At 53.5% G+C, this 16,805-nt stretch carries 19 protein-coding genes, 2 pseudogenes and 1 riboswitch; of the genes and pseudogenes, 11 read left to right on the top strand and 10 right to left on the bottom strand.

From position 1 onward, the window contains the following. Positions 1-24 precede the first annotated feature (24 nt). The 4 genes from FFI90_RS18935 (at position 25) to cysK (ending at position 3,220) form a co-directional block, all read left to right on the top strand. Positions 25-912 (top strand): LysR family transcriptional regulator, encoded by an 888-nt coding sequence (locus FFI90_RS18935; RefSeq protein ID WP_144780322.1) that lies wholly within the window; start codon positions 25-27, stop codon positions 910-912. A 106-nt stretch (positions 913-1,018) separates the two neighbouring features. Then, positions 1,019-1,267, top strand: coding sequence for a DUF3297 family protein (locus FFI90_RS18930; RefSeq protein ID WP_144780321.1), 249 nt, complete (start codon positions 1,019-1,021; stop codon positions 1,265-1,267). A 326-nt stretch (positions 1,268-1,593) separates the two neighbouring features. Beyond that, entirely contained in the window at positions 1,594-2,091 is a 498-nt protein-coding gene (locus FFI90_RS18925; protein ID WP_144780320.1) for a CAP domain-containing protein, read from the top strand. A 157-nt stretch (positions 2,092-2,248) separates the two neighbouring features. Beyond that, positions 2,249-3,220 (top strand): cysteine synthase A, encoded by a 972-nt coding sequence (gene cysK, locus FFI90_RS18920; protein WP_144780319.1) that lies wholly within the window; start codon positions 2,249-2,251, stop codon positions 3,218-3,220. A gap of 290 nt (positions 3,221-3,510) precedes the next feature. Here cysK and FFI90_RS18915 read toward each other — a convergent pair whose 3' ends face one another. Further along, entirely contained in the window at positions 3,511-3,705 is a 195-nt protein-coding gene (locus tag FFI90_RS18915; RefSeq protein WP_144780318.1) for a hypothetical protein, read from the bottom strand. 36 nt (positions 3,706-3,741) lie between these two features. Further along, positions 3,742-4,242, bottom strand: a complete 501-nt coding sequence (locus FFI90_RS18910; RefSeq protein WP_144780317.1) for a hypothetical protein — start codon at positions 4,240-4,242, stop codon at positions 3,742-3,744. Positions 4,243-4,700: 458 nt separating this feature from the next. Here FFI90_RS18910 and FFI90_RS18905 point away from each other — a divergent pair. Further along, a pseudogene (locus FFI90_RS18905) lies at positions 4,701-5,142 on the top strand (pyridoxal-phosphate dependent enzyme); the annotation flags it as partial. Positions 5,143-5,249: 107 nt separating this feature from the next. Here the strand turns inward: FFI90_RS18905 and FFI90_RS18900 are convergent. Then, positions 5,250-5,741: a GlcG/HbpS family heme-binding protein gene (locus tag FFI90_RS18900; protein ID WP_144780316.1), complete on the bottom strand. Its 492-nt coding sequence runs from the start codon at positions 5,739-5,741 to the stop codon at positions 5,250-5,252. Positions 5,742-5,891: 150 nt separating this feature from the next. On the opposite strand from FFI90_RS18900, the pseudogene FFI90_RS20540 reads away from it, so the two are divergent. Together FFI90_RS20540 and FFI90_RS18895 are read left to right on the top strand one after the other, a co-directional pair. After that, positions 5,892-6,044 (top strand): annotated as a pseudogene (locus tag FFI90_RS20540) (mechanosensitive ion channel family protein); the annotation flags it as partial. A gap of 75 nt (positions 6,045-6,119) precedes the next feature. After that, the gene (locus FFI90_RS18895; protein WP_246123673.1) at positions 6,120-6,728 is read left to right on the top strand and encodes a mechanosensitive ion channel family protein; all 609 of its coding nucleotides are present in this window, start codon (positions 6,120-6,122) and stop codon (positions 6,726-6,728) included. Between the two features lie 2 nt (positions 6,729-6,730). Here FFI90_RS18895 and FFI90_RS18890 read toward each other — a convergent pair whose 3' ends face one another. The 7 genes from FFI90_RS18890 to FFI90_RS18860 all read right to left on the bottom strand — a co-directional run bounded on the left by FFI90_RS18890 (position 6,731) and on the right by FFI90_RS18860 (position 13,265). Next, on the bottom strand, positions 6,731-7,495 hold the full coding sequence (locus FFI90_RS18890; RefSeq protein WP_144780314.1) for a DeoR/GlpR family DNA-binding transcription regulator: 765 nt from the start codon (positions 7,493-7,495) through the stop codon (positions 6,731-6,733). 59 nt (positions 7,496-7,554) lie between these two features. Continuing rightward, the gene (locus tag FFI90_RS18885; protein WP_246123672.1) at positions 7,555-8,385 is read right to left on the bottom strand and encodes an HAD-IIB family hydrolase; all 831 of its coding nucleotides are present in this window, start codon (positions 8,383-8,385) and stop codon (positions 7,555-7,557) included. A 2-nt stretch (positions 8,386-8,387) separates the two neighbouring features. Continuing rightward, complete coding sequence (gene phnE, locus FFI90_RS18880; RefSeq protein ID WP_144780313.1) at positions 8,388-9,197, bottom strand: phosphonate ABC transporter, permease protein PhnE; 810 nt, start codon at positions 9,195-9,197, stop codon at positions 8,388-8,390. Further along, the gene (gene phnE, locus FFI90_RS18875; RefSeq protein ID WP_144780312.1) at positions 9,191-10,009 is read right to left on the bottom strand and encodes a phosphonate ABC transporter, permease protein PhnE; all 819 of its coding nucleotides are present in this window, start codon (positions 10,007-10,009) and stop codon (positions 9,191-9,193) included. The genes phnE (FFI90_RS18880) and phnE (FFI90_RS18875) overlap by 7 nt, the downstream gene beginning before the upstream one ends. Continuing rightward, on the bottom strand, positions 10,006-10,809 hold the full coding sequence (gene phnC, locus FFI90_RS18870) for a phosphonate ABC transporter ATP-binding protein (protein ID WP_144780311.1): 804 nt from the start codon (positions 10,807-10,809) through the stop codon (positions 10,006-10,008). Before phnC ends, phnE (FFI90_RS18875) begins: the two co-directional genes overlap by 4 nt. 53 nt (positions 10,810-10,862) lie before the next feature. Next, a complete protein-coding gene (gene phnD, locus FFI90_RS18865; RefSeq protein ID WP_144780310.1) occupies positions 10,863-11,855 on the bottom strand; it encodes a phosphate/phosphite/phosphonate ABC transporter substrate-binding protein in 993 nt (330 codons plus the stop codon). Between the two features lie 180 nt (positions 11,856-12,035). Next, positions 12,036-13,265 carry a D-amino acid dehydrogenase gene (locus FFI90_RS18860; protein WP_144780309.1) on the bottom strand — a complete coding sequence of 410 codons (1,230 nt, stop codon included), beginning with the start codon at positions 13,263-13,265 and terminating at the stop codon, positions 12,036-12,038. A 164-nt stretch (positions 13,266-13,429) separates the two neighbouring features. Beyond that, a riboswitch (glycine riboswitch) is annotated at positions 13,430-13,528 on the bottom strand. 177 nt (positions 13,529-13,705) lie between these two features. Here FFI90_RS18860 and FFI90_RS18855 point away from each other — a divergent pair. The 4 genes from FFI90_RS18855 to FFI90_RS18840 all read left to right on the top strand — a co-directional run bounded on the left by FFI90_RS18855 (position 13,706) and on the right by FFI90_RS18840 (position 16,707). Further along, on the top strand, positions 13,706-14,896 hold the full coding sequence (locus tag FFI90_RS18855; protein ID WP_144780308.1) for a GGDEF domain-containing protein: 1,191 nt from the start codon (positions 13,706-13,708) through the stop codon (positions 14,894-14,896). Positions 14,897-14,934: 38 nt separating this feature from the next. Beyond that, positions 14,935-15,306, top strand: coding sequence for a YajD family HNH nuclease (locus FFI90_RS18850; RefSeq protein ID WP_144780307.1), 372 nt, complete (start codon positions 14,935-14,937; stop codon positions 15,304-15,306). 61 nt (positions 15,307-15,367) lie between these two features. Next, positions 15,368-15,976, top strand: coding sequence for a sigma-70 family RNA polymerase sigma factor (locus FFI90_RS18845; RefSeq protein ID WP_144780306.1), 609 nt, complete (start codon positions 15,368-15,370; stop codon positions 15,974-15,976). Next, positions 15,973-16,707 (top strand): anti-sigma factor, encoded by a 735-nt coding sequence (locus FFI90_RS18840; protein WP_144780305.1) that lies wholly within the window; start codon positions 15,973-15,975, stop codon positions 16,705-16,707. Before FFI90_RS18845 ends, FFI90_RS18840 begins: the two co-directional genes overlap by 4 nt. Positions 16,708-16,805 lie beyond the last annotated feature (98 nt).

Genomic DNA, 16,805 nt, shown 5'->3' with positions numbered 1-16,805 from the left:
TTAATTGCACGTGGCGCAATAAGCATGAGCGATGTCGAGCAAATTTTTGTTCTAGTGGTGGAATCCGGCAGTTTCAAAAAGGCTGCGGAATACCTGAAACTTGAACCCTCGTCGGTCAGCAGGCAGATCGCCGCGCTGGAAAATCGTCTCCAGGTCAGGTTGCTGCGTCGTTCCACGCAACGAACCACTCCGACGGAACTTGGACAGCGTTATTATGAGCGCTTACGACTGATCATCGATGATCAACTAGCGCTGGAAGAGGAAATCAGAAGCGGCGTTTCCCGCCTCACTGGCAAATTGCGTATCGCTGCGCCGGTGGATTTCGGCACGAAGTTCGTGGTTCCGGTTACCTGTCAACTGCAACAACTGGCCCCGGAACTGTCGGTGGAATTGTTACTGGGCAGTCCTTTTGAAAGCCTACTGGAGAGCAATCTTGATGTCGCCGTGCGAATCGGCGACTTGCCGGATTCCAATCTGATCGCAAAAAATCTGGGCCATAATCAGCGAGTGCTGGTGGCTAGCCGGGAATACGTGGAAAAACAGGGTGCTCCGACATCCCCTGAAAAACTGGATGCGTACAACTTCATTCTGTACTCCTCCAGCCAGGCAAGAAGTGACATCGAGTTTGCCGACGGCAGCCGCTATTCGCACTTGAAGATCAGAAGCAACATGACGGTCAACAGCGTTGCCGCGGTACGCAGACTGGTGCTTGAGGGCAAAGGCATACACCTTGGCCCTTTGTGGGCTTTTGCGGAAGATATTGAAAGCGGCAGGCTGATTCGTTTGTTGCCAGACAGACCTTTGCGAAGCTTTCCGGTACACGCAGTTTATCCGGCGCGCTCTTATCTGCCCGTGAAAATAAAGGAGTTTATCAGGCTGTTATCTGATGAACTAAGATCGCAGACTACTTAACGACAACTGCAGTCTGGTTTGATGCGAATAACCCTGCTGTGGTTCTTGAGCACCAAATCTATATTGCCTAGAATGGCGCTCTTTCCATTAAATGCAGGTCACTACCATGAACGATACTAAATCGCTGCCAGCGCTTCCGGATCGACTTTCAAGAAACCCCAATAGCCCACACCATGTAGCTGAAGTTTTCGGGCACGATATTGGTATTAAGCTTAATGGTAAAGAGCGTACGAATGTCGAGGAATATTGCATCAGTGAAGGTTGGATAAAAATCGCCTCGCCCAAAGCGCTGGACCGTCGCGGACAGCCGCTTCTGATGACCCTGAAAGGAAAGGTTGAAGCCTACTACGATTAAGCAACAAGGTTAGCTACCGGCCCCCGACCTGGTGGATGGGCGGATTGTGATCATCCAGGGTCGTGATCAACGCTTCGGCTGCGGGAGCAAGACCGTTGAGGCTGCTCCTCTTACCCTCCCAGCCCTTCGCCCGAGACCCCGTTTTCAGACCCACCGCACCTTTGGCCAGGCCAGAAAAATATTGATCAGTCGCCAGAGGTAAAACAGGTGGAGCGACGGCGTGGACTCAAAGGTTAGCCCTCTCCCATCACAGTGTTCTGCGCCTCGGCTATTATTGATACTGAAAGCGCAGAAAGAGTTCTGTGCCCCAAAGCGAGGAGACGCAGATGTCCAAGCAGGCTAAGGTAATCATGCTCGCTTTTCTGGGATTTCCCGGTTTTCTTGTGGCCGGCGACTGCGAGATGGACGAAACTGATCGGGCGTTGCTGAGTCGCGTCAATGAAGCTCGGAGCCAGCCCCGCCAATGCGGCGACCAGAACTTTGACGCAGCTGAACCACTGTCCTGGAACTGCAAGCTCACGGATGCCGCCCGGGCCCATTCGGAGGATATGGTAGAGCTGGAGTTTTTTAGTCATACCGGCCCTGAAGGTCTTGGAACCGGCGAACGGGTGGATGAAAGAAATTACAGCTGGTCGGCAGTGGGCGAAAATATCGCAGCAGGCCAGAACTCTGTCGATCAAGTCGTTGATGGGTGGCTCTCAAGCCCGGGGCATTGCGCCAATATTATGCGTGCCGAATTCACCGAAATGGGCGCGGCGAAGATTGAGGCGCCGGGCTCGAAATATTCCCCTTTATGGACCCAGGTTTTTGCCCGGCCGCGCTAGCGAAGATCTATTACCCAACGCATAGTCGCCATTAAAACAAACCGATAAAACTGGCCAACAGATATGCTAATAACAAGAGAGCCTAACTACCCGCTGATGCCGCTGCTGGTTTTCCGTCCGGCAATGGTACGATCCTTAAAAACCAGGGAGATAAACGATGCCCCGTATATTTGAAGACAACTCTCAGTCCATTGGCAACACACCGCTGGTCAAGCTGAACCGCGTTAATGACGGCGCGACTATCTGGGCCAAGATTGAAGGCCGCAACCCGGCCTACTCGGTGAAGTGCCGAATTGGTGCCGCTATGATTTGGGATGCCGAGAAGCGGGGCGTGCTTAAGCCGGGGATGACCATTATCGAACCCACCAGTGGCAATACTGGCATCGCCCTGGCCTTTGTCGCTGCGGCCAGAGGTTACAAGATCACTCTAACCATGCCGGCTTCCATGAGCCTGGAACGCCGCAAGGTATTGAAAGCCCTGGGTGCAGACTTAGTGCTGACAGAACCCGCCAAAGGCATGCCCGGCGCGATCGCCAAAGCGGAAGAGCTGGCCGCCGCCGAGCCCGAAAAGTACTTTTTGCCACAGCAGTTCAACAACCCCGCCAACCCGCAGATCCACGAAGACACCACCGGCCCTGAAATCTGGAACGATACCGATGGCGCGGTGGATATTTTTGTCGCTGGCGTAGGCACGGGGGGCACGCTGACCGGCGTGTCACGCTACCTCAAGAACACCCAGGGTAAAGCCATCACCACCGTCGCCGTTGAGCCGACTGACTCACCCATCATCACCCAGGTACGTAGTGGCGAAGCCCCCAAGCCTGCACCGCATAAAATACAGGGTATTGGCGCGGGCTTTGTACCCAAGAACCTCGATATGAGTCTGGTTGATCAGGTGGAGACGGTAACCAACGAGGATGCCATCGCCATGACACATCGGCTAATGCAGGAAGAAGGCATTCTGTGCGGCATTTCCTGTGGCGCAGCCGTCGTTGCTGCAATCCGGGTTGGCCAGCAACCTGAGCATTGGGGCAAAAACATTGTGGTAATACTGCCGGATTCTGCCGAGCGCTACCTCTCGACTGCCCTGTTTGCCGACCAATTTGGCGATGCAGAAAACGTGCAGTAAAGATGCCTGGCGCTGTTGTAGCGCTGTTGTAGAGAGTTGCAACATATCACTGCACAGCGCTCAGCAGGATCATTAAGGCGTCCACGACTGGTAAAGACAATTCTGTTGCCAAGGCTGTAGCTGAACTCAGAAGTTGAGGCTGTAGAGAAGCCTCAAATCAGACTGGCTTTGATAGCATTGGGCAAACAGACAAGGAGCCGTCGGTATGCCTTCCTCGTTTCAAATACCAGAACTACGCTGACATATAGGAATAGCAGTCCATTTACCGACAATTTTTTAAATTGTTTCTTTTACTTGCCGCGCCGATGCACTGAGGTTTTTTGTCGTGCTACTTCCTGTTCGTACTTTCGCTGATCTTCCTCTCTCCTTTCGCGTTCTTTTTGATCGTTCGCTTCCTCTCGTGCTTTTTTTTCTCTTTTTTTCTGTTCTTCTTTAGCTTTTTTTAATTGCTGAGCTTTTTCATTATCTTTTTCGCTCTGATTCATGGGCCCGTTCATATTACACCTCGAAAATCAATCTACTTAGTCACTGACCTTCCCTTCCGAGATACATGAACTGTACCATTGAAGAGTTTCAGCCATTATAAAGGATTCGATTTTAAATACGGCATCGGTAGACTTACACTCAATCATCTTTTCATCACAGATCGTTTCTAACGGTTCTATCCAATCATGCTTTTCGAAAACCGAAAAAGCACCAAAATCTCTCCACTCAGATTCCAGCGCTATATCCGAACTAAAACTAGAACTTTCGACCTTAACAATTTTTTGTATTACTAAAGAAGATCCATCTTTATCGATTGTAACCTTTGAAAAACCTACATTTTTCAAAAATATCTTAATATGAATTCTTGCTATATTTTCACTATTCAACAATATATCGCACTCGACATTAAGCTCAAGTCTAGGTTTATTGACCCTTCCCGAAATGAACTTAAAGTACGCCCAGACGCCGCCGCTCAACAGCGCTGCTGATGTAATGGCGGATTGAACTATATTTGCAACCGACTCCCAATTAGCCACTTGACACTCCTGGTGCCCGGAAAAAATGTTACAATATTTAACTGACAACCGAGAATCTGAGCTTCCCAACCAGTAGCGTGATCGCGGACGGTTTGCAGCTGCTGGAGGTTAAGCGAAAGGCTGCGCCATCTTACTCGTCTGTCTTATTCATAGAAGCATACGGTTTAGAGTTGCGCAAATAATGATCAGAGAAACAATTAAGAAAGATGGTTGTTTAAAGAGCTGGTGATCAGCCAGACTGGAATCAATCAAGACAACCAATTCTCTGGTCTTGGGCCGGCAGTGCGCTTTTTTTGAACGCTTACCGATTCGTAAACTGCTATGCGCCTTGCTGGAAACTTGTAAGCGGTCCACGAACCCCAACTTAACCGCCTGCCCTGAATTCGCCAGAACCAATGCCTTTTAATTAAAGAGGCTGATGATGAACCAGCAACTCACATCCACCCAGGCGTTGGCATGGGGGGGGGGGCACGCTGACCGGCGTGTCACGCTACCTCAAGAACACCCAGGGTAAAGCCATCACCACCGTCGCCGTTGAGCCGACTGACTCACCCATCATCACCCAGGTACGTAGTGGCGAAGCCCCCAAGCCTGCACCGCATAAAATACAGGGTATTGGCGCGGGCTTTGTACCCAAGAACCTCGATATGAGTCTGGTTGATCAGGTGGAGACCGTAACCAACGAGGATGCCATCGCCATGGCACATCGGTTGATGCGAGAAGTAAGGTATTCTCTGTGGCATTTCCTGTGGCGCGGCAGTGGTTGCCGCGATCCGGGTTGGCCAGCAACCTGAACATCGGGGCAAAAACATTGTGGTAATACTGCCGGATTCTGCCGAGCGCTACCTCTCGACTACCCTGTTTGCCGACCAATTTGGCGATGCGGAAAACGTGCAGTAAAGATGCCTGGCGCTGTTGTAGCGCTGTTGTAGAAAGTTGCAACATATCACTGCACAGCGCTCAGCAGGGTCACGAAGGCGTCTACGACCGGGATACCATGGTCATCATCAATCCGCAGGCCCTTGGAGAAGGTTCAACCCCTCCTTTGCACAGGCTTCATCCAGGTGCGCCCCTGGCGCGCCGCCAACGCCAATACCGCCAACCCGGACATCATTTACAACAATCGGCAACCCGCCTCCAAGAATAACGAGTCTTTCATCCATATCTCGCAACCCTTCAAGAAAGGGCTTCCCACCGATCATGTCTGCCAGTTTTCCGCTGGGCTCTCCAACGCTTGCAGATGTAAATGCTTTTCCAAAGCTGCTATTAATGGTATGTGGGCCCGCCATTGGATGACGCGATTGTGAGAGTAGAACGCCACTTCTGTCTACAATTGCGACCGAAACGTTAAAGCCGTCATCTGAACATTTTTCTAACGCAGCATTGACGGCTTTCTGAGCCAGCTCCAAAGGCAGATAACTCTGTTTGGGTAAAGTTGCAGCGTGCAGGCTATTGAAAACTAGCAAGGTCAGTGCTGCAGTAGCAATATTTTTGAACATTACCGTCCCCCCCTGAATAACATGGACAATAAACGCAAGTTAGGTATTTTTTCATAATCAATCAACTATATTGCACAGTTTTTAGGTTATATTTGTTGAGATTCCTACTCACTCCGGAGGTTGCATATCATGAGAGAGGACATGTGATAGATGGAACCTATGAATATTCTCATTGCACAGATTAGAGATATCGGCCGGGGTGCTATTGAGATCTTGCCGCAGTTATTCATATCTCTGATTCTTCTTTTTATAACTTACCTCTTTGCCAAATTGGTAAGGCATATAGTCAAAAGCATTCTGAAAAGCACAAATCTGCGCCCTAGCCTGATCGAATTGCTGGTTTTATTTTCTTCATTAACCATCTGGTTAATTGGAATCATGATCGCTGCGATCATAGCCTTCCCGGATCTTACTCCCACAAAAATGCTCGCGGGGCTAGGCATAGGCTCTGTTGCGATTGGCTTCGCGTTTAAAGATATATTCGAGAACTTTTTGGCGGGAATCATCATTCTGGTTCGCCGCGAGATGCGCATCGGGGATTTCGTGGAATGCGAGGGTTACGAGGGTACGGTTGAAGCGATACTCGTGCGTGAAACGCACATTCGTAAAACGGATGGTGAACTGGTGATTCTCCCCAACAGCATGCTGTTCAAGAACCCGCTCACCATAAGAACCGCCCTTGAACAGCGCAGAACAACCATTATTTGTGGCGTTGCGTACGGTGAGGATGTAGACGAGGCAAGGTCGGTGATCAAACAAGCGGTCACTGATTGCAAAACGGTGATCAGCGACACCCGGCCAGTAGAGATATTTGCCAATGAGTTTGCAGATTCATCGATAAACTTTGAGGTTACCTGGTGGACGGGTTCCAAACCCTTGGACATCAGGAAATCACGGGATGAGGTGGTTGCCGCAGTCAAGTCGGCGCTGGACGAAGCGGGCATCGAAATCCCCTTCCCTTACAGAACGCTTACGTTCAAGGATTGAGCTCAGGGTGGTGAACCACACTCGATGATGTCTACGGAGTCAGGTAGTCCCGTTCGGTGCTTGTCGGGCATGACGTCGGTGTAGAAACGATCAACGTATCTGAACGACGCTACCCTGCAGTATGAGTTCGGAGTCCACTTGCTGTGATCAGCCACCAACAGGCGGTTGCGGGTATTGGTCAGGATCGCCCGGCTCGCTTCGGCCTCGCGAATATCGTAATCCATCAAGCCGATCTTCTGGTCCATTCTGCCAATACTGATGATGCCGAAATCGGTGGTGAAGGAGCTGAAGAAGCTGGTCACTTCCGGCCCCACCACGTCGTGGTGGTTGTGTCGGTAGTGTCCGCCGGAAACGATCACTTCGATGCCGGAATTCGCTGAAAGCGCTGAGGCTACGCTAAAGTTGTTGGTCAAAACCCGGAGCGATTTGTGATGGGCCAGCGCTTGTGCGACCAGTTCAATGGTGCTGCCCACGCCGAGGCTTACAGTGACCTCTTCCGGAATATCAGCGGCAATGCGCATGGCCATCCGCTGCTTGGTCAGCAGGTGGCGTACCTGATGGTTTTTCGTGGGCGCGATGGCAGCGCTGGCGGGCAAGCTGACACCACCGTAACGACGGCGCAACAACCCTATCTCGCACAGTTTGTTGATGTCACGGCGAATGGTTTGCGTGGTAACGCCAAAGCGCTGAGCTATGTCTTCAACTTCGACATGCTCCTGCTCATTCACCCATTCCAGGATGCTACTCTGTCGTTCTTTGGCGCTCATCAGACTCAATGCTCAATCGGTTAGAACCCTTGTTGATGTCAGGCGAGGCGTGTGCCGGGCTATTTCAGCTCGGGTTCTGCACGCTGTCGCAGCCAGGCCTCCGCCATTTCAGCAAATCCCAGCCCCGAGCGCTGGCTTACAATCGCCGCCGGCCGGTGGGTCATGATGGGCAGGTGCTTGCGAATGTTGGCGACGCCCACACTCATTGGGAAGTTGCGAAACATGCTCTCATCATTGGGTGCATCGCCAATAAAGATGGCGCGTTGCTGCAACGCCTGTGTATCCAGGCCCAGTAATTCACGCCCCACCCGCAGTGACATGGTGGATTTATCGAAATCCCCCAGCCAGATGTTGATGTGAATCGAACTTTGCCGAACGTTGAAGCCCTGGGCAAGCAGCGCATTGTGAATGGCCGCCACTTGTTCAGGCGTCAGCGATTGCTGCTGGTTGTAGTCGACGGCCACATCCACATAGCGGAAGGGTTGGTCGGTGGCGAGCCTGGGTTCAAAATCCAGCTTCAGCGCTGCAACCGCCTCCAATATGGTTTGCTGGTCACGGCGGTGTTTCAATTCGTCTTCCCAGTAGCGCCAGCTCACGGTCTGGGGCGCCGTACGCTCTGCATAGAAAGCGCCGCCTTCCCCGATAACGGCTCTCACCGGCCAGGTGCGTATGATCTGGTCACACCAGCCGGCACAGCCTCCGGTTACCGGAATCACGCTGATACCGGCCTCCGCCAGGCGACAAAGCGCGAGATAAGTCTCAGGCAGCAGCCGGCCATCGGTCGTCAGCGTATCGTCCACATCGGTGAACAGAATGTCTGCGTTACTAAAATCAATACTGTGTTCCATATTATCGGCGTTCCAGTTCACATCGGGCTGCTGGCTGCTCAAGGTCAAATCACTTTTTTGCGCAGAACGCTGGTCAGCGCCTCGCCCAGAATGACCAGAACAACGATGGCGAGCAGGATGGTAGCAACGGTCTGCCAGGCGAACATGTCGATAGAGCCCTGCAGTAGCACCCCGATACCCCCGGCGCCTACCAGCCCCAGTACGGTAGATTCACGGATATTGATGTCCCAGCGCAGAATAATGATGGCAAAAAATGCCGGCATTACCTGAGGCACAATGGCGTACAACACCACCTTGAATTTACTCGCGCCGGTCGCTTCCATAGCCTCTACCGGGCGGCGATCGATTTCCTCAATGGCCTCGCCCATAAGCTTGCCGATGAACCCGACGGAGCGGAACATAACCGCCAAAATACCGGCCAGTACACCAGGACCAAAAATAGCCACAAACAACAGCGCCCAGATGATGGTGTTCACGGAACGGCTGGAAACCAGAATGAACCGGCCAATCCACAGGGTGACCTTGTTTGGCGTTGTGTTCTGCGCCGCGATATAAGACACCGGCAAAGCGATGAATATCGTCAACATGGTCGACAGCGTGGCGATGTGGACAGTCTCCAGCATGGCGGAGAATATTGCATTCCACTGACTGAACTCTGGTGGCCACATGCGTGCGCCCAGGCTTTGAATCTGATTGGGTGCGTCCCACACCCAGGGCCAGAAGATGTCGATGTCGCGCACCGCCCAGACAATAGCGAACAGAGTGAGCAGATAAACCCCATAGCGCGTCAGCTGTTCTTTGCGGTCATAGCGTGACCAGACTCGATCGGCCAATTTTGCAGCGTGATCTACCATACTTTTTTCCTCACCCATCCGCTCAAACCTTCACTGACCAGAATGATTGCGATAATCATCAGCAAAATGGCAAAGGCGAAATCGTAATCGTAACGTCCGAATGCGTTCATGAGGGTGCCGCCAATGCCGCCAGCACCAACAATGCCCACAACCGCTGAAGCACGAAGGTTGCTGTCGAGCTGGTACATGGACAGCCCTATCTGACGCGGCATGATCTGTGGGAAGACCCCATAGACCAGTATTTTCATATAACCGGCGCCTACCGAACGCATGGCTTCAACCTGGCCCCAATCGATCTCCTCGATTTCTTCAGCCAGTAACTTGGCCACAAATCCGATGGAATAGAGAGTCAGAGTGAGAATGCCCGCCATTGGGCCAAACCCGACCGCAGCAACAAACAGAATGGCCACGATCACCGGATGGAAACTGCGGGATACGATAATCAGGGTGCGGCCCAGCAGATACACTGGCAACGGCGCTACGTTCCTGGCGGCCATCACCGCGATGGGGACCGAGAGAAGCACACCCAGCATGGTTGCCAAAAAGGCGATCTGGAAACTTTCCTTGAACCCCGTCCATAACAGGCCAGCACGCTCAAAGCTTGGAGGGAAAGCGCCACCAAAAATTTTGCCTGCCCGAGGCAAGCCCTCGGAAATACGCTGCCAATCGAAAGGCAGTGTTGAGAATGCCCAGTACAGGTAAACCAGGGTGATTGCGACCAGCCCATAGCGAACCCAGGGGTTTGCTATGAATGGAGGCTTTTTCCAGACCCTGCCCGACTGTGCATCGTTTGCAGTTCGGTCGGATGTCATGCCGTAGCCTCCGGGGCTGGGGATGCCTGCTGCCCTGAATCACCGCCATCTTCCTCCGGTGACTCGATACCACCGTAAATGGCGTCCAGTGCATCCTGATTGAACTCTTTGGGTTCACCGTCAAAAATCATCTGTCCATGGCGCATGCCAACAATGCGATCAGTGTACATCCGCGCCTGGGTCACGTTGTGAATATTGATCAATACCGGCAGCGACATTTCACTCGCAAGGCTTTGAAGCAGGCTCATGATTTGCTGCGAGGTTTTTGGATCCAGCGAGGCTGTTGGCTCATCCGCCAGCAGGATCTGAGGCTCTTGCATCAATGCACGAACCACCGCAACACGCTGGCGCTCACCACCCGATAACTGGTCTGCACGCTTATCGGCGTAATGCGCGATGCCCACACGCTCCATAAGGCTGAAAGCACGGTCGATATCGGATTGGGGGAAGCGGCGCGTCAGGGCCTGGAAAAATGACACGTAACCCAGACGCCCGGAGAGCACGTTCTCCATAACCGTCAAACGATCAATCAGGTTAAAGCCCTGAAAAACCATACCGATGCGCCGGCGGGAATGGCGTAATTCGCTGCCGCGAAGATTGACCAACTCATGGCCGTTCAGCTTGATCGAACCCGAGGTAGGCTCAACCAATCGGTTGATGCAGCGCAGCAGAGTGCTTTTGCCTGCACCGGAAGCGCCGACGATGGAAACAACGCTGCTGCCCTCGACCTTCAGGTTAAGGCCTTTGAGCACAGGTTCGTTTTGCCCGTACCGCTTTACGAGGTTGGTAATCTCTAACATGTGGTTCACTCCGGACAGGGCCTCTGACGGTCGGTCAGAGGCTCTTGTGCTGCTTACTTAAGATTATCGGGGGTGTACTGGACGCCATTGGAGGCTTGAATGGTACGAATGACCTTCCAGTTATCTTTGTAATTGATGGGAACGAAGGTTTCTACGCCTTCAAACTCATCACCCAGCTCGGTGCCGGCGAACTTGAAGGTGTAAAAGGCCTCGCGGATTTTCTCAACCAGGTCCGGGTGCAGGTCGTGTGCGTAGTTGTAAGACGTTGTCGGGAAGCGATCCGATTCCCAAACCAGACGCACGTCGTCTGTGTCATACAAACCACGAGCGGCCATACGTTCTACCACTTCGGAGGCTACCGGGGCGGCGTCGTAGTCTTTTGCAACTACACCGAGCATGGATTGATCGTGGCTGCCGGAGAAGGAAATTTCATAGTCTTCACCCGGGACAATGCCCATTTCCGGGAACAAGGCCCTCGGTGCCTGGTTACCCGAGTTGGACGTGGGTGACGTGTGTGCGACGCGCTTGCCTTTCAGATCTGTGATTTCGCGAATATCGGAATCTTTGTGCGTAAAAACCTGCAGCGTATAACCAAACTGACCCGTATCCGAGCCCATCAGCGCAAAGGGAACGGCACCCGCAAGGTTGACCGCGAAAGGCGTCGGACCAGTGGAGAAGCCGGCAATATGCAGACGGCCACTGCGCATGGCTTCTACCTGGGCAGAGTTGGATTGCACCGCGAAGAAGCGTACGTCCCGGCCGGTGACTTCAGACAGGTGATCAATGAACGGCTGCCAGATATCGGAGTAAATGGCTGGGTCTTCAACCGGCGTGTACGCAAAAATTAACGTGTCGGGATCATTCCACTTTGATTTGTCGGAGGGCAAGTCAGCAACCATGTCGCCGTTTTCATCGCAATACAGAGCGTCAAGCGCGCCGCGCTCACAGTCAGCCAGCGCCTGTCCACTGAACCCCGCCATTAAAACCGATGCCGCCAAGGCAGCAGACGGCAGTACACCGGGAAGCATTTTTTTATAGAAATTCATTGTGATTCTCCGTCGGGAGCGGTTCATGCATGAGAACCTCATGCGGTGTATTGAACATCTGGAGAGGGATCCGCTCCATGGGTTTGTTATTGCGAGATGTTCAATTGAACATTAATAGTAGCAACAATTTGTCATCAGGCAACATCTGGCATGCCTGATGACAAATTAGGGAAGGGAATTTTATCGGGTGATTGTTGAGCCTGTTTCAACCGCATCCGCCAGCATCTCAGCGGTAATGGCCGACAGCGTCCAGCCCAGGTGGCCATGGCCGGTGTTATAGAACACGGTGGGCAGGCTGCCCGCTCCCACTCGCGGCATCATATTGGGCAACATGGGGCGCAATCCCGCCCAGGGCACAACGCGCCGGGTACAAACCCCCGGGAAGCATTGCTCTACCCAACGGGTGAGCGGGCGAATCCGGTCATCACGGATGTTGCGGTTGTACCCGTTGAATTCTGCCGTACCCGCCACCCGGAAACGGGTGTCACCCAGCCGACTGGTTACCAGTTTGGTAGCATCGTCCAGCAGGCTGACGGTTGGCGCTGCTTTTTGAGAGGCCTCGTCATCCAGTTCAACGGTAATGGAATAGCCTTTCACCGGATAGATGTTGACCCGGTCTCCCAGCTTCGCGGCCAGCGCGCGGCTGCCAACGCCGGCACAAATCACCACGCCATCGTAGGTTTCCCGGGTTTGCTGCTCGTCGTCAAATGAGGTTACCCACGCATTGGATTGATCCGCGCTCAACTCGGTCACCGTGTGTCCGTAGCACGTCTTGACTCCAAGACGCACGATTGCCTCTGCCAGCCCGTTTGTGAACTTGTGGATATCACCGGTTGAATCGCTCTCGGTGAAAAAGCCACCGTAATAGGTGCCTGCCAAGGTGGGTTCGATTGCACGCATTTCTTCGGGAGTGACGGCTCGGCGCTCCAGACCTCCGGCGGACAGCAGTCTCGACACGTTTGCAGCGTGATCGAAACCGGCTTTGTCGCGATAAATGTGCAAAATACCCTGCTTCTTGAGGTCGAAATCAATACCTTCTTCTTGCGCCCATTCAAAGAGATAGTCACGGGCAGCAATCGCCAGGCGAGCGGTTTCGGTGGTGTTTTTTTCGTACTGGGGCATTGCGGCACAAAACTCGGCGAACCAGCTCAGCTTGTGCCAGGAGGGCTTGGGGTTAACCAGTAACGGGGCGTCATTGTGGAACATCCACTTGATGCCTTTGGCTATGGTCTGCCAGTTGTTCCAGACTTCGGCATTGGACGCCGACAGTTGGCCACCGTTGGCAAAGGAGGTTTCCATCGCCGCATAGCGGTGCTTCTCGTAAACGGTCACATCCATGCCACGCTTGGCCAGGGTGTATGCGGTTGTGATACCGGTAATGCCACCGCCAATAACTGCAATTCGCTTCATAGTAATCTCCAGAGAGCGTCCAGGGTTTCCTCTCTACGCACATTGGTAGAAAGCACCCCTTCCGTCACGGAACCTGAGAGATTCACGGCCCGTTTCAAATAAAACGGGCGCTTGCTCCTTCGGTGTGCCGACTAACGCAGTGGTCGACAGCTCTTCGGAAAGTCGTCATGTTAGCGGTCCGTTTGCCTGAGAGTTTCCGGGGCAGTTGCTCCTTCGGCGCCGATCACACAGCTGTGCGATTCAGTCTCTCCCGCTAACACGTTGGATTTGCAATTAATCCTATCCTGCTTCGCAACATAACAAATAAATCAGCTTTACAACATATCCACCGCCATTGAATCCTGCCTTAAATCTGGTTTCCCCGGGTCACAATAACCTGACTTGATACCATTATGCGGTCTATACTGAAGCGTTTTCCAAAACGTTCACTAAGGTACCCCATGGGGTTTAGCGTACACCTGCCTACTTTGATAATGCTCTCCGTCGCGATAAACCTGATGGTCGGGAGTTTGCTGTGGGCAATCTATTATCTCCGGGGCCGCCAGCACTATTTCCTGCTGTGGGCGTTGGCATGCGGCGCCTTCGCAACCGGAAGCCTGCTCGCGGGTGCAAGAGCCTTCGTCGACGCACCCTGGTTTACCGTGTTCATGGGGCATGCATTTTTGGGGCTTTCTCCCCTATTATTGCTGGCCGGGCTGGAGCGCTTTGCCAGAGGTGCAACGCATCGTATCCAACAGCCGCGATACCTTTTCAGGGTTACTTTGGCCGGCTACCTTATTGTGTTGTTTGCGGTCTTTCAGAGCGATCCGCTCAGCGCGCGCCTTCTGACAGCCCTGTTCTCGGCCATCATTTTCAGCTTCGCAATTTATTGCCTGGCTTTTTCCGCGTCACAGCCCGCGCTGCCCCGCCGGATACTGCAGATTCTGTTTGCCCTGCATGGAATGCTGATGATGGTTCAGTGCCTGGTGATCGCGATGAACTGGATGGGCATCAGCCAAGCCAACACTGACACGGTTCTTAGGCTGGTTCTGATTAATCACACTCTGCTGGCAACCGCCACAGTGCTCGTTCTGCCCCTGCTGGCCTTTACCCGATCAGAATCGCAACTACGCGCTTTGGCGGAGAAAGACGGGCTCACAGAACTGCTCAACCATCGCTCCTTTTTTCAGGAAGGCATTCGCGTTTTTGAAGAAGCAAGCACCAATGGCACGCCAATGGCGGTGCTGATGCTTGATCTCGATTATTTTAAAGAGGTCAATGATCGATGGGGCCACGCCGCTGGAGATGAAGCGCTGCAGATGGTTGCTCGCATCCTGAAAAACGAGTTGCGAAATGAAGACATCATTGGGCGTATTGGTGGCGAAGAGTTCGCCGTTGTGTTGCCGTTGTCTGGCGAAGAAAGCGTGCGGGCGATTACCCATCGCCTGCTTAACGCCATCAGCCACGAAGGCGCCAATGTAAATGGCATGCCCCTGAACCTCTCCACCAGCATTGGCGGCATAGAGCTCACTGAGCATCACCACAGCTTTTCAGACCTGATGCTGCAGGCCGACAGCGCCCTGTACCGTGCCAAAAACAAAGGTCGTAACCGGGTAGAACTTGGTGATCTGATGCCATTACCTATCCAATAACGACCCCTGCCAACAGCAACACACTGAGGGACGCATTGATGAGCCAGAACGCAGGCAACACAAGCAAGGTGGACAAACTGCTGGCTGAGCAGCGTGACTATATCGCGAAGCGCGAAAGCGGTTATCGTGAGCGTGCGCTGAAACTCTACCCTTGGGTGTGCGGACGTTGCGCCCGTGAGTTTACCCGCGTTAACTTGCGAGAGCTTACCGTTCATCATGTTGACCACGATCACGATAACAACCCCGCCGACGGCAGTAACTGGGAGCTATTGTGTGTGTACTGTCACGACGAAGAACACAGCAAGTTTGAGGATTTCGTGCGCTACGGAGGCAGCTCCGAGAAACGGCGGGAAGCCGCTACGCACAACCCGTTTGCAGGCCTCAAGGAAGCTCTTGAAAAGAAAAGCTAAACAGGCGGAGTCTCATTTCATCTATACTGCTCCTATTTAACCTATTCCGGTCTGCTCATCCATGCCACCAGATTCTTCAACACCCAAGGTAGAAGCCCGCTCTCCCTCCGACGCTACTCCGGAAGCCCTTTCGGTTGCCAATATCAGTACGCTGATCGGCCGTGTTGCGAAACAGGATCGTGCCGCCTTCGCCAAACTCTATAAAGCGACGGCGCCGAAACTTTTGGGTGTGGTACTGCGTATTTTAAAAGAGCGTTCCTGGGCAGATGATGTGATTCAGGAGGCGTATCTTAAAGTCTGGCAGCGGGCGAGCCTGTTCGATGCAGGTAAGGCTTCACCGATTACCTGGCTGGTATCTATTGCGCGTAACAAAGCCATTGATGAGCTGCGGAAGCATCCAGCCGGCCGAACCAGTACCGACGACGCGATGGACGAAAGGGTCGCCCGGCAACCCACAACGCAAGACCAGATGGAAGACCAGCAGGAAGTAAGCAAGTTGAACCAGTGCATAGATCAGTTGGCAAAGGAACGGCAGGACATGGTGCGACTGGCGTACCTTAGCGGCTGGTCCCGCGAGGAGCTGGCACGCCAGTACCAGCAACCGGTGAACACCATGAAAACATGGCTTCGCCGCGCACTGCAGGACATTAAAGGGTGTCTGGAATCATGAGCGAACACGACGACCTGGATATGCAGATTGCTGAATTCGTGCTGGGCACGCTGCCGGCAGACGAGCGCAGGGCACTCAATGCCCGCCGCCTGCTTGATCCGGCAGTAGATGCGCGAGTTCAGCAATGGGAAGAGCGCCTGGCCGGCATGGCAGACGACGTAGCTCCCGTGCAGCCAGGTCCGGAGCTGTTTGCTGAGATTGAACGTGTTCTGGACCAACAGGCCGCCCAATCAACTCAACCCGACAATACCGCTTCAGTGGTCACGCTGCGCCGCCAGCTTAACCTATGGCGCTGGAGCACAGCACTGGCCTCTGCCGCTGCGCTGGTGCTGGTAGCCGTGCTGACGTTACAGCCTGCAAGTGCCCCGGAATCCTTTGTGGCCGTATTCCAGCACGACGACCAACAGCCGGCATTCCTGCTGACGGTCGATCTGCAAAACCGCCAGTTAAACATTCGTCCGGTAACCGCCGAACCGCAACCCGGCAAGTCTTACCAGCTGTGGATCAAATCCGACGAGCTGGGCCCAAACCCACAATCTGTGGGCGTACTGGGCGACCAGATGCAGCTGGATAAAGGTGCGCTGAAGCAATACGATCCGGCCCTGCTGCGCGAAGCCACCTTCGGTATCAGCGTGGAGCCTCCCGGCGGATCGCCCACCGGACAGCCCACCGGCCCGGCCATTCACGGCTATCTTTACCCCGCCGGAGATGGCCCGAGCCACGGGATCTGAAAATAATTCCAATTTTTTGAAACTCCTTCATTGCGCGCCCGTAGCTGCCTGTAGCACATCCGAAAACATATCCAACAGGATGGGCGCAACCAACAGCA

The organism is Marinobacter maritimus (assembly GCF_007671675.1).
Taxonomy (GTDB): Bacteria; Pseudomonadota; Gammaproteobacteria; order Pseudomonadales; family Oleiphilaceae; genus Marinobacter; species Marinobacter maritimus.
The sequence above is the reverse complement of the archived record's forward strand: the minus strand, read 5'-3'. Positions and strand labels throughout refer to the sequence as shown.

What these genes read in the sequence shown, in the direction of transcription:
- phnC (WP_144780311.1), bottom strand. Translation starts at nt 10,809, where the DNA reads ATGTTAGAGATTACCAACCTCGTAAAGCGGTACGGGCAAAACGAACCT.
- FFI90_RS18915 (WP_144780318.1), bottom strand. Translation starts at nt 3,705, where the DNA reads ATGAATCAGAGCGAAAAAGATAATGAAAAAGCTCAGCAATTAAAAAAA.
- phnE (WP_144780313.1), bottom strand. Translation starts at nt 9,197, where the DNA reads ATGGTAGATCACGCTGCAAAATTGGCCGATCGAGTCTGGTCACGCTAT.
- FFI90_RS18935 (WP_144780322.1), top strand. Translation starts at nt 25, where the DNA reads ATGAGCGATGTCGAGCAAATTTTTGTTCTAGTGGTGGAATCCGGCAGT.
- FFI90_RS18930 (WP_144780321.1), top strand. Translation starts at nt 1,019, where the DNA reads ATGAACGATACTAAATCGCTGCCAGCGCTTCCGGATCGACTTTCAAGA.
- FFI90_RS18860 (WP_144780309.1), bottom strand. Translation starts at nt 13,265, where the DNA reads ATGAAGCGAATTGCAGTTATTGGCGGTGGCATTACCGGTATCACAACC.
- phnD (WP_144780310.1), bottom strand. Translation starts at nt 11,855, where the DNA reads ATGAATTTCTATAAAAAAATGCTTCCCGGTGTACTGCCGTCTGCTGCC.
- FFI90_RS18855 (WP_144780308.1), top strand. Translation starts at nt 13,706, where the DNA reads ATGGGGTTTAGCGTACACCTGCCTACTTTGATAATGCTCTCCGTCGCG.
- FFI90_RS18845 (WP_144780306.1), top strand. Translation starts at nt 15,368, where the DNA reads ATGCCACCAGATTCTTCAACACCCAAGGTAGAAGCCCGCTCTCCCTCC.
- FFI90_RS18925 (WP_144780320.1), top strand. Translation starts at nt 1,594, where the DNA reads ATGTCCAAGCAGGCTAAGGTAATCATGCTCGCTTTTCTGGGATTTCCC.
- FFI90_RS18895 (WP_246123673.1), top strand. Translation starts at nt 6,120, where the DNA reads ATGATCGCTGCGATCATAGCCTTCCCGGATCTTACTCCCACAAAAATG.
- FFI90_RS18850 (WP_144780307.1), top strand. Translation starts at nt 14,935, where the DNA reads ATGAGCCAGAACGCAGGCAACACAAGCAAGGTGGACAAACTGCTGGCT.
- FFI90_RS18840 (WP_144780305.1), top strand. Translation starts at nt 15,973, where the DNA reads ATGAGCGAACACGACGACCTGGATATGCAGATTGCTGAATTCGTGCTG.
- phnE (WP_144780312.1), bottom strand. Translation starts at nt 10,009, where the DNA reads ATGACATCCGACCGAACTGCAAACGATGCACAGTCGGGCAGGGTCTGG.
- FFI90_RS18900 (WP_144780316.1), bottom strand. Translation starts at nt 5,741, where the DNA reads ATGTTCAAAAATATTGCTACTGCAGCACTGACCTTGCTAGTTTTCAAT.
- cysK (WP_144780319.1), top strand. Translation starts at nt 2,249, where the DNA reads ATGCCCCGTATATTTGAAGACAACTCTCAGTCCATTGGCAACACACCG.
- FFI90_RS18890 (WP_144780314.1), bottom strand. Translation starts at nt 7,495, where the DNA reads ATGAGCGCCAAAGAACGACAGAGTAGCATCCTGGAATGGGTGAATGAG.